General features: G+C 58.2%; 25 protein-coding genes. 20 read left to right on the top strand and 5 right to left on the bottom strand.

The genetic code is table 11. The features are described from left to right. Window positions 1-13: 13 nt before the first annotated feature. The 3 genes from CUN63_RS04280 to CUN63_RS04270 all read right to left on the bottom strand — a co-directional run bounded on the left by CUN63_RS04280 (window position 14) and on the right by CUN63_RS04270 (window position 2,342). Window positions 14-268: a hypothetical protein gene (locus tag CUN63_RS04280; RefSeq protein ID WP_129437414.1), complete on the bottom strand. Its 255-nt coding sequence runs from the start codon at window positions 266-268 to the stop codon at window positions 14-16. 102 nt (window positions 269-370) lie between these two features. Beyond that, the gene (locus tag CUN63_RS04275; protein ID WP_129437413.1) at window positions 371-1,576 is read right to left on the bottom strand and encodes an MFS transporter; all 1,206 of its coding nucleotides are present in this window, start codon (window positions 1,574-1,576) and stop codon (window positions 371-373) included. A gap of 112 nt (window positions 1,577-1,688) precedes the next feature. Then, complete coding sequence (locus CUN63_RS04270) at window positions 1,689-2,342, bottom strand: HD domain-containing protein (RefSeq protein ID WP_129437411.1); 654 nt, start codon at window positions 2,340-2,342, stop codon at window positions 1,689-1,691. A gap of 149 nt (window positions 2,343-2,491) precedes the next feature. On the opposite strand from CUN63_RS04270, the gene CUN63_RS04265 reads away from it, so the two are divergent. The 10 genes from CUN63_RS04265 to CUN63_RS04220 all read left to right on the top strand — a co-directional run bounded on the left by CUN63_RS04265 (window position 2,492) and on the right by CUN63_RS04220 (window position 10,904). Continuing rightward, window positions 2,492-2,974: a GNAT family N-acetyltransferase gene (locus CUN63_RS04265; protein WP_129437409.1), complete on the top strand. Its 483-nt coding sequence runs from the start codon at window positions 2,492-2,494 to the stop codon at window positions 2,972-2,974. 155 nt (window positions 2,975-3,129) lie between these two features. Then, the gene (locus CUN63_RS04260; protein WP_129437407.1) at window positions 3,130-3,792 is read left to right on the top strand and encodes a hypothetical protein; all 663 of its coding nucleotides are present in this window, start codon (window positions 3,130-3,132) and stop codon (window positions 3,790-3,792) included. After that, a complete protein-coding gene (locus tag CUN63_RS04255) occupies window positions 3,789-4,283 on the top strand; it encodes a PAAR domain-containing protein (RefSeq protein ID WP_129437405.1) in 495 nt (164 codons plus the stop codon). Before CUN63_RS04260 ends, CUN63_RS04255 begins: the two co-directional genes overlap by 4 nt. Window positions 4,284-4,289: 6 nt before the next feature. Further along, window positions 4,290-5,027 (top strand): alpha/beta hydrolase, encoded by a 738-nt coding sequence (locus tag CUN63_RS04250; protein ID WP_129437403.1) that lies wholly within the window; start codon window positions 4,290-4,292, stop codon window positions 5,025-5,027. Next, window positions 4,996-5,514: a hypothetical protein gene (locus tag CUN63_RS04245; RefSeq protein WP_129437401.1), complete on the top strand. Its 519-nt coding sequence runs from the start codon at window positions 4,996-4,998 to the stop codon at window positions 5,512-5,514. The genes CUN63_RS04250 and CUN63_RS04245 overlap by 32 nt, the downstream gene beginning before the upstream one ends. Before the next feature lie 172 nt (window positions 5,515-5,686). Further along, entirely contained in the window at window positions 5,687-6,679 is a 993-nt protein-coding gene (locus CUN63_RS04240) for a 2-dehydro-3-deoxygalactonokinase (RefSeq protein WP_129437399.1), read from the top strand. Between the two features lie 19 nt (window positions 6,680-6,698). Next, complete coding sequence (locus CUN63_RS04235) at window positions 6,699-7,319, top strand: 2-dehydro-3-deoxy-6-phosphogalactonate aldolase (protein ID WP_129437397.1); 621 nt, start codon at window positions 6,699-6,701, stop codon at window positions 7,317-7,319. 64 nt (window positions 7,320-7,383) lie between these two features. Beyond that, complete coding sequence (gene dgoD, locus CUN63_RS04230) at window positions 7,384-8,532, top strand: galactonate dehydratase (RefSeq protein ID WP_008152275.1); 1,149 nt, start codon at window positions 7,384-7,386, stop codon at window positions 8,530-8,532. Between the two features lie 197 nt (window positions 8,533-8,729). After that, window positions 8,730-10,040 carry an MFS transporter gene (locus CUN63_RS04225; RefSeq protein ID WP_056745425.1) on the top strand — a complete coding sequence of 437 codons (1,311 nt, stop codon included), beginning with the start codon at window positions 8,730-8,732 and terminating at the stop codon, window positions 10,038-10,040. A 60-nt stretch (window positions 10,041-10,100) separates the two neighbouring features. Continuing rightward, the gene (locus CUN63_RS04220; RefSeq protein WP_008152270.1) at window positions 10,101-10,904 is read left to right on the top strand and encodes an IclR family transcriptional regulator; all 804 of its coding nucleotides are present in this window, start codon (window positions 10,101-10,103) and stop codon (window positions 10,902-10,904) included. On the opposite strand, the gene CUN63_RS04215 is transcribed toward CUN63_RS04220, so the two are convergent. Then, complete coding sequence (locus tag CUN63_RS04215) at window positions 10,901-11,953, bottom strand: NAD(P)-dependent alcohol dehydrogenase (RefSeq protein WP_129437395.1); 1,053 nt, start codon at window positions 11,951-11,953, stop codon at window positions 10,901-10,903. The genes CUN63_RS04220 and CUN63_RS04215 overlap by 4 nt on opposite strands. 190 nt (window positions 11,954-12,143) lie before the next feature. On the opposite strand from CUN63_RS04215, the gene CUN63_RS04210 reads away from it, so the two are divergent. Beyond that, window positions 12,144-13,034, top strand: coding sequence for an AraC family transcriptional regulator (locus tag CUN63_RS04210; RefSeq protein WP_046049104.1), 891 nt, complete (start codon window positions 12,144-12,146; stop codon window positions 13,032-13,034). A gap of 197 nt (window positions 13,035-13,231) precedes the next feature. Here the strand turns inward: CUN63_RS04210 and CUN63_RS04205 are convergent, their stop codons facing one another. Beyond that, on the bottom strand, window positions 13,232-14,896 hold the full coding sequence (locus CUN63_RS04205; protein ID WP_129437393.1) for an electron transfer flavoprotein-ubiquinone oxidoreductase: 1,665 nt from the start codon (window positions 14,894-14,896) through the stop codon (window positions 13,232-13,234). A 549-nt stretch (window positions 14,897-15,445) separates the two neighbouring features. On the opposite strand from CUN63_RS04205, the gene CUN63_RS04200 reads away from it, so the two are divergent. The 9 genes from CUN63_RS04200 (at window position 15,446) to CUN63_RS04160 (ending at window position 22,556) form a co-directional block, all read left to right on the top strand. Continuing rightward, window positions 15,446-16,195, top strand: a complete 750-nt coding sequence (locus CUN63_RS04200) for an electron transfer flavoprotein subunit beta/FixA family protein (protein ID WP_056745417.1) — start codon at window positions 15,446-15,448, stop codon at window positions 16,193-16,195. Between the two features lie 2 nt (window positions 16,196-16,197). Continuing rightward, complete coding sequence (locus CUN63_RS04195) at window positions 16,198-17,127, top strand: electron transfer flavoprotein subunit alpha/FixB family protein (RefSeq protein ID WP_123364825.1); 930 nt, start codon at window positions 16,198-16,200, stop codon at window positions 17,125-17,127. 81 nt (window positions 17,128-17,208) lie between these two features. Further along, complete coding sequence (locus tag CUN63_RS04190) at window positions 17,209-18,045, top strand: ABC transporter substrate-binding protein (protein WP_129437392.1); 837 nt, start codon at window positions 17,209-17,211, stop codon at window positions 18,043-18,045. Between the two features lie 9 nt (window positions 18,046-18,054). Then, window positions 18,055-18,411 carry a DUF4398 domain-containing protein gene (locus tag CUN63_RS04185; protein WP_129437390.1) on the top strand — a complete coding sequence of 119 codons (357 nt, stop codon included), beginning with the start codon at window positions 18,055-18,057 and terminating at the stop codon, window positions 18,409-18,411. Next, window positions 18,408-19,220 carry an OmpA family protein gene (locus CUN63_RS04180; RefSeq protein WP_129437388.1) on the top strand — a complete coding sequence of 271 codons (813 nt, stop codon included), beginning with the start codon at window positions 18,408-18,410 and terminating at the stop codon, window positions 19,218-19,220. The genes CUN63_RS04185 and CUN63_RS04180 overlap by 4 nt, the downstream gene beginning before the upstream one ends. Before the next feature lie 275 nt (window positions 19,221-19,495). Then, the gene (locus tag CUN63_RS04175) at window positions 19,496-20,935 is read left to right on the top strand and encodes a PLP-dependent aminotransferase family protein (RefSeq protein WP_028620632.1); all 1,440 of its coding nucleotides are present in this window, start codon (window positions 19,496-19,498) and stop codon (window positions 20,933-20,935) included. An 88-nt stretch (window positions 20,936-21,023) separates the two neighbouring features. Further along, on the top strand, window positions 21,024-21,491 hold the full coding sequence (locus CUN63_RS04170; RefSeq protein ID WP_129445057.1) for a translation initiation factor 2: 468 nt from the start codon (window positions 21,024-21,026) through the stop codon (window positions 21,489-21,491). Window positions 21,492-21,654: 163 nt separating this feature from the next. Continuing rightward, a complete protein-coding gene (locus CUN63_RS04165) occupies window positions 21,655-21,909 on the top strand; it encodes a YkgJ family cysteine cluster protein (protein WP_129437386.1) in 255 nt (84 codons plus the stop codon). A 41-nt stretch (window positions 21,910-21,950) separates the two neighbouring features. Further along, window positions 21,951-22,556 (top strand): START domain-containing protein, encoded by a 606-nt coding sequence (locus CUN63_RS04160; RefSeq protein ID WP_129437384.1) that lies wholly within the window; start codon window positions 21,951-21,953, stop codon window positions 22,554-22,556. The last annotated feature ends 119 nt before the right edge of the window (window positions 22,557-22,675 follow it).

The following is a 22,675-nucleotide window of genomic DNA, read 5'->3' as shown; positions in this document are numbered from 1 at the left end:
CCTACATCCGTTATTAAACGTCCAGCTTGCGCGCCGCCTCCACCCCTGCGGCACTGAGTTTGATCGGCAAGTTCAACGAGTGCTCACCGGCCTCGTTGCAGATCACATGACCATGCTGGATCAATCCACGATCCTGCAGCGTGGCGAGGGTGCTGGCCACGTCTCTCTCCCCCCGGTAATTGTCCAGGACCTCTTTGCCCAAGCCGCTTGGATGGGCATGCAGCAGACGGGTCAGGACTTCTTTCTCAAGGTTTTTATCGGCGTTCATGGTTACCTCTTCATGGATGTGGATAGGTCCATTTAATTAGAGTCCTTATCTGATATTGGTCCGCCCCCGATTTGGATTGGTGCCTGATGAACGACGAACGGTCTAGGCCTGCTGCAACGCTTTGCTGGTAACGGCTCGACGCCAGACCAGCCGGCCGACGCTGATCAGCCAATTCAATACAGCAACCGCCAACACCGTGAGCAACAGCGTCGCCATCCCCTGTTCCACGATGATTTTCCCGGCCAGCAACGGAAAACCAAACACGCCGATAAAGTAGGACAGGCTGAACAGCAGCAAGGATTGCGCGGTGGTGCCGTTCGGCGCCTCGTTGGCCGCCAGGCCATTGATCACCGAATAGGTCAGCCCGTAACCGACCCCGAGCATCACCGCCGCCAGCACGTAGCTGAACCCGTCGTCGACGACGAAACCGAACATCAGGATCGAGCCCATCATCAAGCCCGACAGCAGGCAGGACGCCCAGAACGGGTCGCGCTTGACCACGAAACCGGCGATCAGCATTCGGCTGCTGATCGCTGCGCTCATGAAGCCTAGGAAGAACAGTGAATAGTCGAGTGAACGCGCCGCCGCGTAGCTGGTTTGAAAACTCGACAGACCGCCGAAAACGCAGCCGCCGAGACCGACCATGATGATCGGGAACACCGCTCTGGACGACAGCACTTGCGCCGCTGCACGCCAGGAAATTCGTGACACCGCTGCCGAGTGGGCAGGCGCTTTTTTCAGTTGCGAATCCAACCGCCAGAACAGCAACACACCGATCAGGCTGGCCAGCGCCGCGAGGTAAAACGCCGCGGTGATCGGATACCCGAGGGCACTGGCAGCGCGGCCTAACAAGGGACCGCTGCCGATCCCGGTCATCATGCTGCCCGACAGCAGCGCAAAGTATTTCGCGCGTTGGGCAGGCGTTACCAGACTCGCCACAATGATCGGCCCGAGGGTATAGAACACGCCCCAACCCAGCCCCAGCAAGAGCCCGAAAAACAACAGCAGATTGCCAAAGCCTGGCGCCAGGGCGAAGCCCAGGCTGGCGGCCACCAGCAGAATGCCGAACAGCGCAATCGAGCGGGCAGCACCGAGCAGGTCGGACAAGTGCCCGGAAACAATAACGGCGGCAAAGGTGCTGAGCATCGCCGCCGAAATCACACTGCCGGCATCGTGCTCGTTGCCGCCGCGGGAACCGATCAACAACGACAGCAAAAAGGTCGAGCCATAGGACAGCGACAGCAAGTAGCTGGCCAGGCAAAACAGGCCGAACAACCTGCTTGAGACTTGGGGGGTTGCGCTAGGCATGACGCGGTTCCTTGACCCGATAGAAGAGAGCTTCATCTATCTATCACGCACGGCGTCGATGTTAGGTCTGAGGTTATCGATTTCAGGGTTAGCGCTGGCCGGAGTAAAGCCTTCAGCAGGCGCCAATTTCTTCCTTGAACAACTCCATGAACCCCTTCAACCGTTCGTGGCGAGTCTGCGCCAGACGCTGGCCGGTGGTCGTCTGGAATCCATCCGCCAGGTGCAGCAGTTTGGTCTGGAAATGGTCGAGGCAAAAACGTTTGTCATCGTACTCCCGGTCCTTCGCCTCGGGATCCTCTGGGTCGTACAACGCGCTGCCCATACGTCCGGCGATGTAAAAGGTTCGCGCCACGCCGAGCATGCCAAGGGAGTCGAGGCGGTCGGCGTCCTGCATGATTTTCGCTTCGAGCGTGGTTGGCGCGATGTTGGCGGAAAAACTGTGTGCTTCGATGGCATGGGCAACCGCGCTGACTTTTACGTCTGGCCAGGCCATGTCCGCCAACAATTTCGATGCCTTCTCGGCGGCCAGCCGCGAGGCCTGAGAACGCAGCGGCGAGTTCTTCTCTACCGCCACGCAATCGTGCAAAAGCACCGCTGCGAGCAGCACCTCAAGATCGCCACCTTCTTCAGCATGAAGCGTACGCACGTTGTGCCAGACCCGCTGCAAGTGCGACAGATCATGGGCGCCGTCCTCTGAGGGTTCCAGCGCGTGGGGCAGCAGTTGCGCAGCGAGGAGTTGCAGTGGTGCGAAAGCATCAGTGTTCATAAACATCCTGTTAAGTGAAAACGTCTTTTGCAGCGACATAGCCCTGTAGCAGCTACACATGCTCCATGGATCAGCTTTGAATTTCCAGTGTGACGAGCGTCGCTCGCCGACTTAGTATGGCGTTTTCAACTTTTGACGAAGGCACGTCCATGACGATCGAGATCCGCCCGGCGACCCCGAGCGATGCACCGCAAATCCTCGGGTTCATCACCGAACTGGCCGACTACGAACGTGCCCGCCACGAAGTCATCGCCAGCGTCGCCGACATCGAGCGCAGCCTGTTCAGCGAAGGCGCCACCGCCCACGGGCTGATCTGCCTGCGCGATGGCTCGCCAATCGGCTTTGCCGTGTTTTTCTTCAGCTATTCCACGTGGCTCGGCAGCAACTGCCTGTACCTCGAAGACCTCTACATCACCCCCGAACAGCGTGGTGGCGGCGCCGGTAAAACCTTGCTGCGCCATCTGGCGAAAATCGCCTGCGCCAATGATTGCGGTCGATTTGAGTGGAGCGTGCTGGACTGGAACAAACCGGCAATCGAGTTCTACAAGTCGTTGGGTGCTCAGCCGCAGGAAGAGTGGGTGCGGTATCGGATGGATGGGGCGGTGTTGCGGGAGTTTGCCGAGGGGCGGTGATCACTGATGGCAATGGGCTGCTGAATCAGTTGTCGCCACCGCTCTAGTCCGGCATTCTGTGCGCCTTTTGCGCGCTCACGGACGACACCTGCAATGCCTTTGGCACTTTATCTCCACGCCCGTGGAGCCTTCGCCGCATCAATGAGTGACGGGCGATGAGCGGACTTCGGGCGAATATGCGTTTGTATGGTCTGGTCAAAAAACTTGGCTCGACTGACGACCTCCATCGCCAATCGGTGGATATTCTTTGCACCCTCAACCACACGGGTGGTAAGGCGATTCGGGCCTTCGTTTCGCGTCTGGACGCCGAGTTGATGACGCGCAGTCGCGGTCTTGAAGAGTACCGCGTCGTACCCCTTCGCACGTTCGATCCGAACTCGTTTATCCAGGAACATCAGGGCTGGCTGGCGCTGCATGTCTGCTGTGGCTTCGTCGCCCAGACAGGTCAATGTCTGCTGAATGACGGAGCGCTGGTACCAATGGGCTGGTACGTCTATTCCGACATCGGCCAATGGACCTCGGAACACTACGTCGAGTTCGGTCCGCAAATGGCCTGTCTATTGCAAACCACCTACGACCGGATTGGTCTGCGGGACTACAACACCTTGCTCAATGACCTCGACAACGTTTCGGGTGCTGATTTGCGATGGCAGGTCGACGAAGCCTGGCAAACCCTTCACAACGCCACATTTTCCGACAGTCGCGACAATTGTCATGCGCTGTTCGACCCGATCGACAATCGCTGGCGCTTCGCCGCGACCGACATCGATATCTATCACCTTCCCCCTGAACTTCAGAAGCAAGGAGCTTTGACTTGAGTGGAAAACCCGCTGCGCGCGTCACCGACCCAACCGCGTGCCCGTTGCCGGGCCATGGCACTAACCCGATCGTGTCCGGCTCACCGGACGTTTTCTTCGACGGCCTCGCCGCGGCCCGCATGACCGACAAATCCGCCTGCGGCAGCCCGATCACCGGTGCCGTGTCCGGAACGGTATTCATCAACGGTCTCAACGCCGCAACGCTCGACAGTACGGGTGGTCACGGCAACGTGGTCGTTGGCGGCTCCGGCACGGTAATTATTGGCCAGAGTGGCGGAGGCGCTGCGTTCAGTGGGTTGTTGCCGATGCCGGTGCACTTCAATGACCGAATGCAAGTGATCAATGAGATCACGGGCGCCCCTATGCCTAACTATCCTTACGCCATTCAACGCGGAGACGGACGTGTGGAGCATGGCATCACGAATGAAGCGGGCTTTACCCATATGGTAAGTTCGCATGTCCCCGAAACCATTAAATTGTTCGTGGAGTAGCAGGAAATGGGAGCCGAAAATCCTGCATTGAAGGGATGTCAGAAGCTGGTGGTGACTCATGACTTGACGTGTAAAACGGATGTTACTGTTAAACAAGCGTCAGTTACCCCCAAGACCATCGTTGTATTTTTTGTCGGTGGGGCCGGTGACAAGGAAAGTTACTATCTGACGGGGCCCAATAATAACGTCGTGGAAGCTCGCAAAATCTTCATTAAAAATATGGAAATTGAAGGCCTTGCTGATACCTATGAGGCGCATCATCTTAGTTGTAACGATTTTTTAACTGATGAAGGGCTTCAGGCCAATGTTCTGGCCAAGGCGCCGGATCTAACAACGCCTGTATATATAGTGGGTCACAGCCTGGGTGGATGGAATGGTGCTCACCTATCAGCAGTGTTAAGTAATCGAGGGTATAGAATTCCGGTTTTAGTCACGCTGGATCCTGTGGGTGAAGGAAAAATTGTCTATGGGATCTCGAGTATCTATCAGCAAGAACCCAAACCAAAGGCAGAGTACTGGGTCAACGTGAGAGCAGATGCCAAGGATTGGAATTTTTCCGACCTTGTGGCCGATTTTGGTGAGCAGTGGAATATGGCATCCGGTCCAAATATGAACGGTCGTGTTGATGTTAATCATGCCGACGCGTGGGCGATTTACATCGCCGTGCTTGAATGCGGTAAGTCGGCCAGGGATATTTTAATGGAGTCGATAGTTGAACACTTCAAAGGAAAAAAATGTGCCTAGATTGCTCCTGTGTTTAATGTTCATGCTGTGCGCTTCATGCGCAATGAATCATGGTAAGCCCATTGCTAAATTGGAGTACGTCAGCGTCGAGCGCTATCAAGACAAACGTATATATCAAGTTAGCTTTACGTCAAATGTAGATGTGGTGAATTTGTTTAAATCAAAGATAAGTCAGACATTAATTTGCTCCTTGGACGGTGATACTGATTTTTCAGTGGCTCACCGCATCCACCAATACGGGGAGGGGTTTATTGAAACTGTTCAGCAGGGTGGTGAACAGGTGTTTAAGGCTGATTTAATATTTAGTGAAGTCAAGAGTTCGACAAACGATGCTGTGATGAAAAGCGAAGCTCTTAGTTCGCTATTGGCCGAGCAGGCGTCAATTACCTGCAAAGTTAGAATCAATGCCTATTCTTACAAAACCTATTTTTCGGAAGAGATGCAGGTTCCTACGAAAGAGTTGTTACGAGAGATCGCTAAGTACTGAATGCAAAACGGCGCGGAGGATGGTCGCAAAGTCAGTGGTCCATCCAAACCTGAAGGAGAGGCCAGAAAGCAATATCCCAAAATATGGGATTCGAAATTACATATTGAGATTTGTGCTCCGGAAGGCCTATAGTCCAGCTCACTCACTGCCTATAAACAAAACAGGTGAAGCGATGCTGGCGCAATTGATCGCGCTCGATTGGGGGACAACCTCATTACGTGCTTACAAACTCGCCGCAGGTGGCCTGGTGCTCGAACAGCGTTCGCTGTCGTCGGGGATCATGCAGCTGCCCAGGACGCCGCGAATGATTGCGGGTCAGGAATGTACCGACGGTTTTGAACTGGCCTTCGATGAGGCTTGCGGTGACTGGCTCGACGCGCAGCCCGATTTGCCGGTGATTGCATGCGGCATGGTCGGCAGCGCACAAGGCTGGCTCGAAGCGGCTTACCGCGATACGCCGGCAAACGTCGCCAATCTCGGAATCTCCCTACAAACGGTTCGCAGTCTTCGCGGTGTCGACGTGCACATCGTGCCGGGCGTGATTCAGCGTTCGCGCCTGCCGAACGTGATGCGCGGCGAAGAAACCCAAGTGCTCGGCGTGCTGCAGAATCTACCGGCCGAGGCGGGTGGTGATCTGTTGATCGGCCTGCCGGGCAGTCATTCGAAGTGGGTGGAAGTGGCCAACGGCTGCATCGTGCATTTCGATACCTTCATGACCGGCGAAGTCTTCGCCGTGCTTAGCGAACACAGCATTCTGGGACGCACCCAGCAAAAGGGCGCGTCCTTCGATGGCCAAGCCTTTGATCGTGGTGTGCAGGTGGCCCTGTCGACGGATGGCGAGATCGGACCGTTGTCGACATTGTTCAGTGCCCGCAGCCTCGGTTTGACCGGCGAACTCAGCGCCACCGCCCAACCGGATTACTTGTCCGGCTTGTTGATCGGCCATGAACTGTCAGCGTTGGCGAGTGTTCAGCGACGCCGACGCAACAGCGTTCATCTGCCTTCGATCATCCTCATCGGTAATTCCCAACTCTGTGCCCGCTACAGCCGGGCGCTCGACGCCTGCGGTTTTGCCCGGGTGACCCTGGCCGAACAGGCCACCGAGCGCGGCTTGTGGCAGTTGGCGGTTGCCGCCGGACTGATCACACCCAACCCATCCCGTTAAACCTGACTGGAGGTCTGAAATGCTCAAGCAAGCATTGGCGCAAAACGGTCTGATCGCGATTTTGCGTGGCCTGCGCCCGCAAGAAGCGGCAGCCATCGGCGAAGTCCTTTACGCCGCCGGATTTCGCGTCATCGAAGTGCCGCTCAATTCCCCTGAGCCGTACGAAAGTATCCGCATCCTGCGCAGTACCTTGCCCGCCGATTGCCTGATCGGCGCGGGCACGGTGTTGACGCCGGAGCAGGTCGAGCAAGTGAAAGCAGCGGGGGGGCAAGTGATCGTCATGCCGCACAGCGATGCCAAGGTGTTGCGCGCAGCGAAAGCGGCGGGGTTGTTCCTGTCGCCGGGTGTGGCGACGCCGACTGAAGCCTTCGCCGCATTGGCCGAAGGGGCGGACGTGCTGAAGATGTTCCCGGCCGAGCAGATGGGCCCGGCAGTCGTCAAAGCCTGGCTCGCGGTACTGCCTGCGGGAACGATTCTGGCGCCGGTCGGCGGGATCACGCCGGACAACATGCAGGTGTTTATCGACGCGGGCGTCAAAGGCTTCGGCCTCGGTTCCGGGTTGTTCAAACCGGGCATGACCCCAGATGAAGTGGCGCTTAACGCCAAGGCCTACGTGGCTGCCTGGAAAGCCCTCCGCTAAGACTTTTTGGCGCTGCGAGCGCTGCATCTAATAAGAGCTGCATTTATAAAAAAGAGAGCACGAGATGAAAATCACCAAACTGACCACCTTCATCGTTCCGCCGCGCTGGTGCTTCCTCAAGGTCGAAACCGACGAGGGCGTGACCGGTTGGGGCGAGCCCGTGGTCGAAGGCCGCGCTCACACGGTGGCGGCTGCCGTTGAAGAATTGTCTGACTACCTGATCGGCAAAGACCCACGCAACATCGAAGACATCTGGACCGTGCTTTACCGCGGTGGCTTCTACCGGGGCGGCGCGATCCACATGAGCGCGCTGGCCGGCATCGATCAGGCGTTGTGGGACATCAAGGGCAAGGCCTTGGGTGTGTCGGTCAGCGATCTGCTGGGCGGTCAGGTGCGGGACAAGATTCGCGTCTATTCGTGGATCGGCGGCGACCGCCCGGCGGACACCGCTCGCGCTGCAAAGGAAGCCGTCGAGCGTGGTTTCACTGCGGTGAAAATGAACGGCACCGAAGAGCTGCAATTCCTCGATTCCTTCGAAAAAGTCGACCTGGCCCTGGCCAACGTCGCCGCCGTGCGCGATGCGGTGGGGCCGAACGTCGGCATCGGCGTGGACTTCCATGGCCGGGTGCACAAGCCCATGGCCAAGGTCCTCATGAAGGAACTCGACCCGTACAAACTGATGTTCATCGAAGAACCGGTGCTCAGCGAAAACTACGAAGCGCTGAAAGAATTGGCGCCGCTGACCAGCACCCCGATTGCCCTCGGTGAGCGGCTGTTCTCGCGCTGGGATTTCAAGCGTGTGCTCAGCGAAGGTTATGTCGACATCATCCAGCCGGACGCGTCTCACGCCGGCGGCATCACCGAAACACGCAAGATCGCCAACATGGCCGAAGCCTACGACGTGGCGCTGGCGCTGCATTGCCCGTTGGGCCCGATTGCACTGGCGGCGTGTTTGCAGCTGGATGCTGTTTGCTACAACGCGTTCATCCAGGAGCAGAGCCTGGGCATTCATTACAACGAGAGCAATGACCTGCTGGATTACGTCAAGGATCCGCGGGTGTTCGACTACGACAAAGGCTTCGTGAAAATCCCGAATGGCCCGGGCCTGGGGATCGAGATCAACGAGGAATACGTCATCGAACGCGCGGCGGTCGGTCACCGCTGGCGCAACCCGATCTGGCGCCATGCCGATGGCAGCTTTGCTGAGTGGTGAGTTCTCACTGACTCAACACAATCCCTTTGTGGGAGCGGGCTTGCTCGCGAAAGCGGGGTGTCAGCCGACATCAATGTTGAATGAACCACCGCTTTCGCGAGCAAGCCCGCTCCCACATTTGATCTCCATTGACCGGAAGATCTGCGTCAATCCAAGCTTTTCATCGACCTCAATAAACATAAGAAGAGGCACTCCCCATGCAACCGCAAACCCTCACCGGGCAGGCGTCGTTGGTGACGCCCAGCCGCAAGCGTTTTTTCATCATGGTCCTGCTGTTCATCACCGTGGTGATCAACTACCTGGACCGCAGCAACCTGTCCATCGCCGCCCCGGCGCTGACCAGCGAACTGGGCATCGACCCGATCCACGTCGGGCTGATTTTCTCGGCATTCGGCTGGACCTATGCCGCCATGCAAATCCCCGGCGGCTGGCTGGTGGATCGGGTGCCGCCGCGGATTCTTTATAGCGTCGCATTGCTGCTATGGTCGATCGCCACGGTGATGCTCGGCTTCGCCGCCAGCTTCATCGCACTGTTCGTATTGCGCATGGCGGTCGGTGCACTGGAAGCGCCGGCGTACCCGATCAACAGCCGTGTGGTTACCACCTGGTTCCCCGAGCGCGAACGCGCCACGGCCATTGGTTTCTATACCTCCGGGCAATTCGTCGGTCTGGCGTTCCTGACACCGGTATTGGCCTGGCTGCAACATCAATATGGCTGGCACATGGTGTTTGTCAGCACCGGTGCGGTGGGCATTCTCTGGGCGGTGATCTGGTACGCGGTGTACCGCGAGCCACGGGATTTCAAAGGTGCCAATGACGCCGAAATCGACCTGATCCGCGAAGGTGGCGGGCTGGTGGATATCCAGGCTGAACAAGCCAAAGTCAAAGCCAAATTCAGCTGGATCGACCTCGGCATCGTGCTAACCAAGCGCAAGTTGTGGGGCATTTATCTCGGCCAGTTCTGCCTCAACTCGACGTTGTGGTTTTTTCTGACGTGGTTCCCGACCTACCTGGTGAAGTATCGCGGCATGGACTTCATCAAGTCCGGCCTGCTGGCGTCGCTGCCTTTTCTCGCCGCCTTCGTCGGTGTGCTCTGTTCCGGGTTCTTCTCCGACTGGCTGATCCGTCGCGGCTACACCGTGGGTTTCGCCCGCAAGTTGCCGATCATTGGCGGTCTGCTGATTTCCACCTCGATTATCGGCGCCAACTTCGTCGAGTCGACACCGCTGGTGATTGCCTTCCTCGCGTTGGCGTTCTTCGGTAACGGGCTGGCTTCGATCACCTGGTCGCTGGTTTCAACGTTGGCCCCGGCGCGATTGCTCGGGTTGACCGGTGGGGTGTTCAACTTCATCGGCAACCTGTCGGCGATTACCACGCCGATCGTCATCGGTTTCCTCGCTACCGGTGATTCGTTCGCTCCCGCGATCACCTATATCTCGGTTCTGGCGTTGATTGGCGCGCTTTCCTACATCTTGCTGGTCGGCAAAGTCGAGCGTATCAAGTTGTAGTTGCGGCATGCGGGCGACCATAATGCCGCCCGTTCACTCGCTCAACGGTAAAGGCTGGATATGCAGGAAGACGCCCCAAAAATCGCCAAGGACGCCGCACCGACCGGCACCCAGACACTGCTTCGTGGTCTGGGTGTGGTTCAGGCGGTGGCCAGTGGCGCCCGCGATCTCAAGGAAATCGCCCGGTTGATCGGCACGACACGCAGCACCACCCATCGTCTGGCCAGTTGCCTGGTGGACGAGCGTTATCTGCGTGTGGTGCCGCAAGTCGGTTATCTGTTGGGGCCGAAGTTGATCGAGCTGGGCTTCCAGGCGCGTGAAGAATTGCCGCTGGTCACATTGGCCGGGCCGTATCTGGATGAGTTGTCGGCGTTGACCGGCGACACCATTCACCTGGCGATTCGTGAAGGCGACGAGGTGCTGTACCTGCACAAGAATCCGGGGCGCAATGGCCCGGAAATGCGTTCGCGGGTTGGCCATCGCATGCCGTTGGCGCGCACCGGGATCGGCAAGGCGCTGATGCTCGATGACACGCAGGAAGAATGGCAGCGGCTGTACGAAGTCAGCTTGCCGGCGGGTGGGAAAAATCAGTTCTGGCCGCAGCACCCGGAGCAGTCCTGGGAGCAGTTTCAGCAGCGCATGGTCGAGTATGTGGCAGGCGGTTATGCGTTCGATCTGGAAGATAACGAACCGTCGATCCGCTGTGTGGCAGCGCCGATCCGTGATGCCAGCAAGCGCATCGTTGCCGGCATCAGCATCGCCAGCACCGTGCCATATATGCCGCTGGAGAAAATGGCCGAGCTGATTCCCCTGATCAAAGGGGTCACGGCTCGGCTCTCGGCAGAACTTGGCGCGAAGGTTTAGACCTTCAGCGTTGCCATGTCGATCACGAAACGGTACTTCACATCACCGGCAATCATGCGGGCGTAAGCCTCGTTGATCTGGCGGATGTCGAGCATTTCGATGTCGCAGGTGATGTTGTGCTCGGCACAGAAATCCAGCACTTCCTGGGTTTCGGCGATGCCGCCGATCAGCGAGCCGGCCAGCACACGACGGCCCAATACCAGTTTGGCGGCGTGGACCGGTGGATCGATCGGTTCGATCAGGCCCACCAGAATGTGCACGCCGTCGAAACGCAGCGTATCGAGGTAGGGGTTGAGGTCGTGCTGCACCGGAATGGTGTCCAGCAGGAAGTCGAAATGTCCTGCGGCGGCCTTCATCTGTTCGGCATCGGTGGACACGATCACGTGGTCCGCACCTTGGCGACGACCTTCTTCAGCCTTGTTCGCCGAGCGGGTGAACAGCGTGACTTCAGCGCCCATTGCCTTGGCGAACTTGATGCCCATGTGGCCGAGGCCGCCCATGCCGAGAATCCCGACCTTGTCGCCCGCCTTCACGCCGTAGTGCTTGAGCGGCGAATAGGTGGTGATGCCGGCACACAGGATCGGCGCGGCGCTGGCCGGGTCGAGTTTCTCGGGGATGCGCACCACGAAGTGTTCGCTGACCACGATGCTGTCGGAATAGCCGCCCATGGTGTTGCTGCCATCGACGCGGTCCGGGGTGGCGTAAGTCATGGTCGGACCTTCGAGGCAGTATTGCTCGAAGTTCGATTGGCAGGCTTCGCAGCTGCGGCACGAATCAACCATGCACCCGACGCCAACCAGATCGCCGACTTTGTGCTTGGTGACATTCGCACCGATGGCGGTAACTTTGCCTACGATCTCGTGGCCGGGCATCAGTGGGTAAACGGCAATGCCCCACTCGTTGCGTGCCTGATGGATGTCGGAATGGCAGACGCCGCAGTAGAGAATATCGATCGCAACGTCGTCGGCCCGAGGGCTGCGGCGTTCGAATTTCACGGGGGCGAGGGGAGTGGTGGCCGACTGGGCGGCGTATCCGATGGCGGTGTACATGATGAACCTCGCAAAAGCTGTGACGGGTGAGGTGGCGCATTCTGGGCTCCGTACCGGCCACCGGCCATGGTGATTCCTCCGGGTGTCATGCCTAATCCTCCGGCATCAGCCTTCAATGGGTCGCATTGGCCATCAGACCTGCGATGATGCTTTCATCCCTATTTCCGCGACTTTTTTGTGAAGAACTCTCATGTTGTTGACCCGTCATCTGGATGCCAATGCCACGCTGGTTTCGCTGATTCAGCCTTTGACTAATCGCGACGGTTTCGCTCCCACGGCGTTGCCGGGTGTGCAGGTTTTGCGGGCCAGTTGTGATGTGGCTCGCGGCCCGCAGATTTACGAGCCGAGTCTGGTCATCATCGCCCAGGGCAGCAAGTTGGCGTATCTGGGGCCGCGTACACTGGAGTACGGCGCCGGGCATTATTTGATTCAGGCATTGCCGGTGCCGTTCGAGTGCGAGACGTTTTCAGCACCCGATGGCCCTATGCTGGGCGTTTCCATCGCCATTGACCGGGTGTTGCTCGGTGAGTTGGTCTTGGCCATGGGGCTGGCGCCGGGGCGTAGTATTGCGGCGCAAACGCCAGAGTCCATGACCTCGGCGGTGCTCGACGATGCGATGCGTGGTTGTGTTGAACGGCTGCTGCGTTGCCTGCACGATCCGCTGGAATGCCAGGTTATGGGGCAGGCGCGATTGCGCGAGTTGTTGTTCGTCGCCTTGCGCGGGCCGCAAGCCGATGTGCTGCGGGCGCTGGTCGAGCAACAGGGTCAATTCGCCCGGATCGCGGCATCGCTCAGCCATCTGCATGCGCATTACACCGAGCCGCTGAACGTCGAAACCCTGGCCAGTTGCGCGAACATGAGTGCGTCGACCTTTCATGAGCATTTCAAACGCAGCACGTTGTTGTCGCCAGTGCAGTATTTGAAGCGATTGCGTTTGCTCAGGGCCCAGCAGTTATTGCTGGGCGAGGGATTGGGCGTGGCACAGGTGGCGCATCGGGTCGGGTATCAAAGTACGTCGCAGTTCAGTCGTGAGTACAAGCGCTACTTCGAGCGTAATCCGGGGGATGAGCGCGCTGCCTGACACACCGCTGATCCCCCTGTGGGAGCGAGCTTGCTCGCGATTGCGGTGTATCAGTCGACATCAATGTTGAATAGTAAGCCGCCATCGTCGGAACGCCGCCCGGACCAAGCTCGCTCCCACATTGGTTTGTGGTGTGGCTTGAATCGCAGGCAACAAAAAGGCCCCCGTTCGGGAGCCTTGATGTTCAGCCATTCGACTTACATGTTCGGGTAAGTCGGGCCACCAGAACCTTCCGGCGCCACCCAGGTAATGTTCTGTGCAGGGTCCTTGATGTCGCAGGTCTTGCAGTGAACGCAGTTCTGGGCGTTGATCTGGAAGCGCTTCTCACCGTCTTCCATGGTCACCACTTCGTACACGCCGGCCGGGCAGTAACGCTGGGCAGGCTCATCGTAGAGCGGCAGGTTCTTGGCGATCGGGATGCTCGGGTCGGTCAGCTTCAGGTGGCACGGCTGCTCTTCTTCATGGTTGGTACCCGAGATGAACACCGAGCTGAGTTTGTCGAAGCTGATCTTGCCGTCCGGTTTCGGGTAGTCGATCTTCTTGCAGTCGGCCGCAAGCTTGAGGCAAGCGTAATCCGGCTTGGTGTCGTGCAAGGTGAACGGCAGTTTGCCGCCGAAGATGTTCTGGTCGAGCCAGTTGAAACCGCCGCCGACGATGGCGCCGAACTTGTGGATCGCCGGGCCGAAGTTGCGGCTGGCGAACAGTTCGTCGTAGAGCCAGCTCTTCTTGAACGCGTCGACGTAAGTGGTCAGCTCTTCGGTGCCGTCTTTTTCAGCGAACAGCGCTTCGGCCACGGATTCAGCGGCGAGCATGCCGGACTTCATCGCGGTGTGGCTGCCTTTGATCTTGGCGAAGTTCAGGGTGCCGAGGTCGCAACCGATCAGCGCGCCGCCCTTGAAGACCATTTTCGGCAGTGAGTTCAGGCCGCCTTTGCTGATGGCGCGAGCGCCGTAGCTGATGCGCTTGCCGCCTTCCAGGTACTGCTTGAGCACCGGGTGATGCTTGAGGCGCTGGAACTCGTCGAACGGCGACAGGTAAGTGTTGCTGTAAGACAGGTCGACGATCAGACCGACTACGACCTGGTTGTTTTCCAGGTGATAGAGGAACGAGCCGCCGGTGTTCTCGGTGCCCATGATATCCAGCGGCCAACCGGCGGTGTGGACCACCAGGCCTGGTTGATGCTTGGTCGGGTCGATTTCCCAGATTTCTTTCAGGCCGATGCCGTAGTGCTGTGCGTCGGCATCGCTGTCGAGGTTGAAGCGCTTGATCAGTTGCTTGCCGATGTGACCACGGCAACCTTCGGCGAACAGCGTGTACTTGCCACGCAGTTCCATGCCCGGGGTGTACAGGCCTTCTTTCGGATGGCCTTCGCGGTCAACGCCCAGATCGCCGGTGATAATCCCGCGGACCACGCCGTTCTCGTCGAACAGCGCTTCCTGAGCGGCGAAGCCTGGGTAGATTTCCACGCCCAGGTTCTCGGCCTGCTGAGCCAGCCAGCGGCACAGGTTGCCCAGGGAAATGATGTAGTTGCCTTCGTTGTGCATGGTCTTGGGCACAAAGAGGTCAGGAATCTTCTGCGCACTGTCGGCGTTCTTGAGAACGAAGATGTCATCGCGAGTGACCGGCGTGTTCAGCGGCGCGCCGAGTTCTTTCCAGTCCGGGAACAATTCGTTCAGGGCGCGTGGTTCGAACACGGCGCCGGACAGGATGTGAGCACCGACTTCGGAGCCTTTTTCGACCACGCAGACGCTGATTTCCTTACCGGCTTCGGCGGCCTTCTGCTTCAATCGGCAGGCGGCGGAAAGACCAGCGGGGCCGGCACCGACGATGACCACGTCGAATTCCATGTATTCGCGTTCCACAGGTTATCTCCTACTCAAGGCTCAACAGTTTTTTTTCTAATTGGAGGTTTGGTGTCGCATCCATGAATCCCTGCGCAATGCAGGAAGAGGACAATCGATGAGCCACCTTTCTCTCTAAGGTGGCGCATTATATCTACACCACTCCTAGCGTCCAATACAAACGTTTGTTTGAATCGGCTCAAAGCCAGAGAAATCAAAGTCACGCGGCTTATGACTGGCCATTTTGCCGTATTGACCGGAATAGGTGTTCCGGTCAAGATACGGTCGGTTTTGCGCTCGCCGTAGGCTGACTGTTGGTATCAAGAGCACCTCTAAAGACAGGGCGATGGCAGTACAAGGTGATGCGCAGCGCAGGTTCTGGCGCGCAGTTTACACGCCGCGATAATGAATGACTCGTCAGTCACCACTGACGAACGGTTATCTTCATCGTGAGCGCTTGTCACTTGACACCTTTGCCAGCGTTTTTAGAGGTGCCCTTGCGCCGATGAGCATCAAACCGCCAGGTTCGCCTAGGCGACTTTCTTTTCACCGGAGAGTAACGAGGAATCCATGAAGGTTCTTGTAGCTGTCAAACGCGTTGTGGATTACAACGTCAAGGTTCGCGTCAAGGCGGACAATTCCGGCGTCGACCTCGCCAACGTCAAGATGTCGATGAACCCGTTCTGCGAAATCGCAGTGGAAGAAGCCGTACGCCTGAAAGAGAAAGGTGTTGCGACTGAAATCGTCGTCGTCTCCATCGGCCCGTCCACCGCTCAAGAGCAACTGCGCACCGCGCTGGCTCTGGGTGCCGACCGCGCCATCCTCGTCGAATCCGCTGAAGACCTGACTTCGCTGGCCGTTGCCAAGCTGCTCAAGGCTGTTGTCGACAAGGAACAGCCTCAGCTGGTGATCCTTGGCAAACAAGCCATCGACAGCGACAACAACCAGACTGGCCAGATGCTCGCGGCATTGAGCGGCTACGGTCAGGGCACGTTCGCGTCCAAAGTCGAAATCAGCGGCGACACGGTTGCCGTGACTCGCGAAGTCGACGGCGGCGCGCAGACGGTTTCCCTGAAACTGCCGGCCATCGTCACCACCGACCTGCGTTTGAACGAGCCGCGCTACGCGTCCCTGCCAAACATCATGAAAGCCAAGAAGAAGCCTCTCGAAGTGCTGACTCCGGACGCTTTGGGCGTTTCCACCGCCTCCACCAACAAGACCGTGAAAGTCGAAGCGCCAGCTGCACGCAGCGCGGGTATCAAGGTCAAGTCGGTGGCTGAACTGGTCGAGAAACTGAAAAACGAAGCGAAGGTAATCTAATCATGACTATCTTGGTAATCGCAGAACACGACAACAAAGTGCTGGCCCCGGCCACGCTGAACACCGTGGCTGCCGCCGTTAAAATCGGTGGTGACATCCACGTTCTGGTTGCAGGTCAGGGCGCTGGCGCCGTGGCTGAAGCCGCTGCGAAAATCGCTGGCGTGGCTAAAGTGCTGGTGGCCGATAACGCCGCCTACACTCACCAACTGCCGGAAAACGTTGCTCCTCTGGTTGCCGAGTTGGGCAAGGGCTACAGCCACATCCTGGCTGCTGCCACGTCCAACGGCAAAAACATCCTGCCGCGCGTTGCCGCTCAGTTGGACGTTGACCAGATCTCCGAGATCATCTCGGTCGAAAGCGCTGACACTTTCAAGCGCCCGATCTACGCCGGTAACGCCATCGCAACCGTTCAATCGAACGCTGCGGTCAAAGTCATCACCGTTCGTGCTACCGGTTTCGACCCGGTGGCGGCTGAAGGTGGTTCGGCGGCTGTTGAAGCCGTTGCAGCTGCTCACGATGCGGGTATTTCCAGCTTCGTCGGCGAAGAACTGGCCAAGTCCGATCGTCCGGAACTGACCGCTGCCAAGATCGTCGTTTCCGGCGGCCGCGGCATGCAGAACGGCGACAACTTCAAACACCTGTACGCCTTGGCCGATAAGCTGGGCGCTGCCGTCGGTGCTTCCCGCGCCGCGGTCGACGCAGGTTTCGTACCCAACGACATGCAGGTCGGTCAGACCGGCAAGATCGTTGCTCCACAGCTGTACATCGCCGTCGGTATCTCCGGCGCGATCCAGCACCTGGCCGGCATGAAAGACTCCAAAGTGATCGTCGCGATCAACAAGGACGAAGAAGCGCCGATCTTCCAGGTGGCCGATTACGGCCTGGTGGCAGACCTGTTCGAAGCCATCCCTGAGTTTGAGAAGCTGGTCTAATCCAGCGGCCTGACTTATAAAGAGCCCGACCTTTTGGTCGGGCTTTTTTTTTGTTCCGGATTTGAGTGGGAGAGTGTCGCCATGGATCTGCGCCGCGTTTACGGCTGGTCTTTGCTAATGGGGCTGACGGTGTTGCCGGCGCTGTCCGTCGCCGCGGGCAAGTGCGAACGCCTGGTGGTGACCGGCAGCCCGGACGCGCCGCCGTACCTGTGGCAAGACCCGCAAAACCCCAAGCACCTGATCGGTGCCAGTGCTGACCTGTTGCAGCAAGTGGCGGGGGAGCTGGGGATCAAGGTCGAACTGCTTTACGCCGGCAAACGCTCTCAGGCTCTGGACGAAGTGCGCAGTGGGCGCATGGACATGCTGGCGGATGCGTCATTGACGGTCAGTGAGCTGGACACTCTGGATTACATTCATCCTCCGTTACTGGAAAACGATTACCTGGTCTGGACCCGCAAAGACTCGACGCTGGTCTACAACGAAGCGCAGGACCTTCACGGTCATCCCGGCGCATTGTCGGAAAAGTCTCGTATGACCCCGGCATTTGGCGTATTCGCCGAGCAGCAATTGACCCTCGCCCGTACGCCTAACCTGACCCAGGCCTTTCAGAAATTGCTGCTGGGAGAGGTGGAATTTGTCCTTGCCGGACGCTACTCGGGCATGGCGGCTGCGCAGACACTTAACCTGGCCAACGACCTGATCGCCCGTCCACAACCGATCGACAAACCCGGCCTGTTCCTCGCGGTTTCCCACAACTCCGCCTGCAACGATCCGTGGTTGCGCGGACAGCTGGCCAAAAAGATGACAGAATTGCCCGCGTCCGGACTGACGGAAGCCGTGCTGCAACGCAATATCGAGCGCTGGAAGGCGCAGCTCTCACAACCGCAGCAACAACCTGTCAGTACCCCAAAACAGTAGGGATTTTTAGTGAGTATTCGACCTCTTTTCGCTGCCCTGGCCGTTCTGGCTCTGGCGGGTTGTGCAGCCGATCCGGCGCCGAATGAACAAATGCGCCTGACCGAACAGGCACTCGATCAGGCCAAGGCCGTGGGCGCCACCGCCGCCGACGTGCCGGAAATGAAACTGGCCGAAGACAAGTTCAACCGCGCCAAGGGCAGCATGAACGACCAATCCTTCAAGAACGCGCGCATGCGGGCCGAGCAGGCCGAGCTGGACGCGCGTCTGGCCGAAGCCCAGGTTCTGACCCTCAAGAGCGAGGAGCAGTTGAACGTGCTCAATACCCGCATCACTCGCCTGCGCAAGCAACTGGGAGATGCCCAATGAGCCTCAAGACCAAAGCCCTGGGCGGTTTGATCCTGGCGGGCTGCGCCAGCCTCTATGGTTGTGCTGGTCAGCACAGCGAGACCGCGTTGCAGCAGGCCAGTACTGACTTTCAGAAGGTCAAGGAAGACTCCAACGTGCTGCGAATCGCGCCCAAGGACGTGATTCGCGCCGGTGAGTCGCTGGCCCGTGCCGATCGTCTGTCCAGCTATTGGGGCAGTGGATCGGACGTGCTGCATTACGCTTACCTGAGTGAGCGCTACAGCGAAATCGCGCGCGAACACACCAATCAGGTGCTCAACGAAGAACGTGCGGCGAAGCTCGAACTGGAGCGTCAGCGCCTGCAACTGGCCCTGCGCGAATCCAAACTGCTCAGCGTGCAGCAGCAGGGCAAGTGGCTCGAAGAACAGATTGTCGCGCTGGCGACCACCCAGACCGACCGTGGCCTGGTGATGACCTTGGGCGACGTGTTGTTCGACACGAGCGAAGCGGAGTTGAAAAACTCGGCGAACCGCGTGGTGTTGAAGATCGTGCAGTTCCTGCAGCTCAACCCCAAGCGCGTAGTGCGCATCGAAGGCTACGCCGACAGTACCGGCGGCAAGCAGGAAAACCTCAAGCTGTCCCGTGACCGTGCGCAATCGGTGGCGGACGTGCTGATGGATTTGGGCATCGACGATAAACGTATTCAGGTTGAAGGCTACGGTGATGAGTATCCGGTCGACGTGAACGCCTCCGAGCGGGGACGTGCACAGAACCGTCGGGTAGAAATTGTGTTCTCTGACGAAAAAGGCCAGCTCGGCGCTGCCCGGTAGGAGCTGGCGGAGCCTGCGATCTTTTGATCTTGCTCTTGATATTCAAGTGGGCTTGGAAAGATCGCAGCCTCGTTTCGCTCGACAGCTCCTACAACCCGGCCTGCCAGTCAGCGCCGGTTTTTTTTTGGCTGCCAATTGGTTCGCAAAGCAGTACAGTTTTTGCTGACACTGCACTGTACGGTCGACTATTGTGGCAACTGTCCCAGTACACTTCTAAACTGTTCCGGTATTGTTTCACACAAGAATAAAATGCCCGTGAAATCGAGTGCTGCGTCATGACCAATCTCTTGCTCTACCAACGTATTGCTCAACAACTGGCCGAAGACATCCGCCGTGGCGTCTATCAACCGGGGGAGCGCGTGCCTTCGGTGCGCAAGATGAGCTCGCAGCTCAACGTCAGCCATGCGACGGTGTTGCAGGCGTACGCCAACCTCGAGGATCAGGGGCTGATCCGCGCCCGGCCGCAGTCCGGTTACTACGTGCACCAGACCCCGGCCCTGACGGCGCCGACACCGGACATCGCCCGGGTCGAGCGTCCAGGTCTGGTCACTCGCAGCAGCATCATCCAACAAGTCCTGGTCGAATCCCGCCGCGAGGGTGTGTTTCCCTTGGGTGCAGCCGTACCGAGCGTTGATTATCTTCCGGTGCGGGCGCTGCATCAGCAACTGGCCAAAGTCACCCGTTTCCATAGCCCGCGGGCGTTCAGCTACATGTTCAGCCCGGGTTTCGAACCGTTGCGCCGACAAGTGGCGATCCGCATGCGCGATGCCGGCGTGGTGGTCGATCCGTCGGAAGTGGTGATTACCCACGGCTGCGTTGATGCCTTACAGATGTCCCTGCGAGTGCTGACCCGCCCGGGCGACCTGATCGCCGCCGAGTCGCCGACCTACTACGGTTTGCTGCAACTGGCCGACCTGCTGGGCCTCAAGGTCATCGAGATCCCGAGCGATCCTGCCACCGGTATGAGCCTTGAAGCCCTGCAATTGGCGGCCAACCAGTGGTCGATCAAGGCGCTGGTGCTGACCACTCGTCTGAGCAATCCATTGGGCGGCACCATGCCCGAAGAGCGGCAGAAGCAACTGCTGCGCCTGGCCTCGGATTTCGATATCCAGATTGTCGAAGACGATATCTACGGCGAACTGATGTTCGAGCAGGGTCGCACCAAATCACTTAAAGCCTACGATCGGCTGGATCGGGTGATCTATTGCTCAAGCTTCTCCAAAACCCTGTCGCCGGGCGTGCGGATCGGCTGGATGATTGCCGGCAAGTACCAGCAGGAAATCCAGCGTTTGCAGACCTTCAGTACCCATTCGGCCTGCAGCGTCACGCAAATGGGCATCGCGGCCTATCTGGAGAATGGTGGTTACGACCGGCATTTGCGCTATATCCGTCAGGAGTACCGCAAGAACCTCAGCGCGTTCCAGCTGGCGGTGCAGCAATACTTCCCGGAAGGCACGCAGATGACCCGGCCGACCGGCGGCTTCATTCTGTGGGTCAGCCTGCCGGGGCGGGTCAACACTCAGGAGTTGCATGTTCGTGCGTTGCAGCAGGGCATCAGCATCGCGCCGGGGCTGATTTTCAGTAACACCGAGCAGTTCAACCACTGCATACGGCTGAACTGCGGCACACCCTGGAACCGTGAAGCCGAACGTGCATTGATGACCCTTGGCATGCTCGCCACCCAGCTCTGTCAGGAGATGGCCGGCGGCTTTTGATGGGGCGGCCAGGTTATTCCTGCCCGAGCTTGTCATGTCGCCTGCAACAGGAGAGCATATGGCTCCTGCCGTTTGTATCGTTGGGTCCATGAAGCCGATTTTTCCCGCCGTCTGGCTATCGATCTGCCTGCTGATAACCTTCCAGGCCGAAGTTGTATTGGCGGCTTCCTTTCAAGAAAAACCGGCAGCCAGCGCCACTTCGAAAAAAACAGCACCCGCCAAGAAAGTCGCGCCGGTCAAAAAGAAAGCGGCCAAGGTGAAAAAGCGACCGCCAATTGCCTCCAAGTCCAAACCTGCCAGTGAGATCGTGAAAACCAAGCTTCCTTCGGCCGATCTGGATTTGAGTCTGCCCCAGGACATGGTCGAGGATTTGAAGCCGATCGGTACGGTAGCGTTGCCACGGCACGATGCAGTATTGCCGCAAATGTTCGGTGACAAGGCTGGTCCGTTTCAGCTCAACGGAAGGCTGATCAGCAACGAAATGCAGTTGCAACTGCGCAACGAAGAGCGCCGTGAAGTTGAAGGCGCAGCCCTGGAATTCGAGTTCAAACGATAATTTCTTCCCGTCCGTGACCCGCTGGCCAGACGCTTTGTCGGAGACTGGTCAGTCACGCTCGTTTAAGCGAAAAAACCCGGGTCCAGACAATTTTAAACAAGCGTTTTAGCGGTTACTCTGTGCCACGTCCTTTAACACATCGCCCATCGAGGAGCTCGTCGTCATGAAATGCCGTGAAGGCTGTGGCGCCTGTTGCATTGCCCCTTCCATCAGTTCACCGATTCCCGGCATGCCCAATGGCAAACCCGCCGGAGAACGTTGCGTACAACTCTCTGTCGATAACCTGTGCGGCATTTTCGGCAAACCGGAACGTCCTGTAGTGTGTTCGGCGTTCGAAGCCGACATCGAAGTCTGCGGAAGCAGCAGTGACGAAGCGATCAAATTGCTGGGTTGGTGGGAGCAAATGACGGCGGCGTGATGTGTTCAACGAACGGATCTTCAACAATAAGGAATAAGACTATGGGTTCGCTGCAACGTATGGCTGTGCTGTGTGGTTTGACGGTAATGTTCGCCACCACGGCTGCTCAGGCCGAAGACTGGAAAGTCGCCAAGGAACAGGACGGCATCAAGATCTCCCTGAGCGAGGTGGCCGGCTCCGATTACAAGGCCTATCGTGGTGTCACGCTGATGAAGACCACCGTGGCCAAACTGCGCGCATTGCAGGAAGACGTGCCGGGGGCCTGTGCCTGGATTCACGAATGCAAGACCCAGAAATTGCTCAAACACGAAGGTGATCAGAGCTGGACCTACACCCAGTTCAATACCCCTTGGCCGGTCACCGAGCGTGATTCGGTGCTGCATGTGACCACCGTCGAGGGTGCCGATGGCAGCCTGACCCGTAAGCTTGAAGGTGTGCCGAAGTACATTCCTGAGGAAAAAGGCTTTGTGCGGGTGACCAAAGTCGACGGTTTCTGGAAGTTCGTGCCCAAGGGTGACCAGATTGAAGTGACCTATCAGGTGCACACCGAGCCGGGCGGTAGCATACCGTCGATGGTCGCCAACAAGTTCGTGGTCGATGCGCCCTTCAATACCTTGAAAGCCCTGAAAGAGCGCGCCGAGAAGTAACAGCGCTGCTCTTTTGATAAAACGCCCCGACTGGTTCGGGGCGTTTGCATTTTGTAGTAAAGACGCTGCTTTATTTTGTTTCCGAATATGCGTTGCACGAAATTTTCACAAAGCCTCCA

It is taken from the genome of Pseudomonas sp. ACM7, from assembly GCF_004136015.1.
Lineage (GTDB): Bacteria > Pseudomonadota > Gammaproteobacteria > Pseudomonadales > Pseudomonadaceae > Aquipseudomonas > Aquipseudomonas frigoris.
The sequence above is the reverse complement of the archived record's forward strand: the minus strand, read 5'-3'. Positions and strand labels throughout refer to the sequence as shown.

Coding starts and splice junctions, on each gene's coding strand:
- CUN63_RS04280 (WP_129437414.1), bottom strand. CDS start 268: ATGAACGCCGATAAAAACCTTGAGAAAGAAGTCCTGACCCGTCTGCTG.
- CUN63_RS04275 (WP_129437413.1), bottom strand. CDS start 1,576: ATGCCTAGCGCAACCCCCCAAGTCTCAAGCAGGTTGTTCGGCCTGTTT.
- CUN63_RS04270 (WP_129437411.1), bottom strand. CDS start 2,342: ATGAACACTGATGCTTTCGCACCACTGCAACTCCTCGCTGCGCAACTG.
- CUN63_RS04265 (WP_129437409.1), top strand. CDS start 2,492: ATGACGATCGAGATCCGCCCGGCGACCCCGAGCGATGCACCGCAAATC.
- CUN63_RS04260 (WP_129437407.1), top strand. CDS start 3,130: ATGAGCGGACTTCGGGCGAATATGCGTTTGTATGGTCTGGTCAAAAAA.
- CUN63_RS04250 (WP_129437403.1), top strand. CDS start 4,290: ATGGGAGCCGAAAATCCTGCATTGAAGGGATGTCAGAAGCTGGTGGTG.
- CUN63_RS04240 (WP_129437399.1), top strand. CDS start 5,687: ATGCTGGCGCAATTGATCGCGCTCGATTGGGGGACAACCTCATTACGT.
- CUN63_RS04235 (WP_129437397.1), top strand. CDS start 6,699: ATGCTCAAGCAAGCATTGGCGCAAAACGGTCTGATCGCGATTTTGCGT.
- dgoD (WP_008152275.1), top strand. CDS start 7,384: ATGAAAATCACCAAACTGACCACCTTCATCGTTCCGCCGCGCTGGTGC.
- CUN63_RS04225 (WP_056745425.1), top strand. CDS start 8,730: ATGCAACCGCAAACCCTCACCGGGCAGGCGTCGTTGGTGACGCCCAGC.
- CUN63_RS04220 (WP_008152270.1), top strand. CDS start 10,101: ATGCAGGAAGACGCCCCAAAAATCGCCAAGGACGCCGCACCGACCGGC.
- CUN63_RS04215 (WP_129437395.1), bottom strand. CDS start 11,953: ATGTACACCGCCATCGGATACGCCGCCCAGTCGGCCACCACTCCCCTC.
- CUN63_RS04210 (WP_046049104.1), top strand. CDS start 12,144: ATGTTGTTGACCCGTCATCTGGATGCCAATGCCACGCTGGTTTCGCTG.
- CUN63_RS04200 (WP_056745417.1), top strand. CDS start 15,446: ATGAAGGTTCTTGTAGCTGTCAAACGCGTTGTGGATTACAACGTCAAG.
- CUN63_RS04195 (WP_123364825.1), top strand. CDS start 16,198: ATGACTATCTTGGTAATCGCAGAACACGACAACAAAGTGCTGGCCCCG.
- CUN63_RS04190 (WP_129437392.1), top strand. CDS start 17,209: ATGGATCTGCGCCGCGTTTACGGCTGGTCTTTGCTAATGGGGCTGACG.
- CUN63_RS04180 (WP_129437388.1), top strand. CDS start 18,408: ATGAGCCTCAAGACCAAAGCCCTGGGCGGTTTGATCCTGGCGGGCTGC.
- CUN63_RS04175 (WP_028620632.1), top strand. CDS start 19,496: ATGACCAATCTCTTGCTCTACCAACGTATTGCTCAACAACTGGCCGAA.
- CUN63_RS04170 (WP_129445057.1), top strand. CDS start 21,024: ATGAAGCCGATTTTTCCCGCCGTCTGGCTATCGATCTGCCTGCTGATA.
- CUN63_RS04165 (WP_129437386.1), top strand. CDS start 21,655: ATGAAATGCCGTGAAGGCTGTGGCGCCTGTTGCATTGCCCCTTCCATC.
- CUN63_RS04160 (WP_129437384.1), top strand. CDS start 21,951: ATGGGTTCGCTGCAACGTATGGCTGTGCTGTGTGGTTTGACGGTAATG.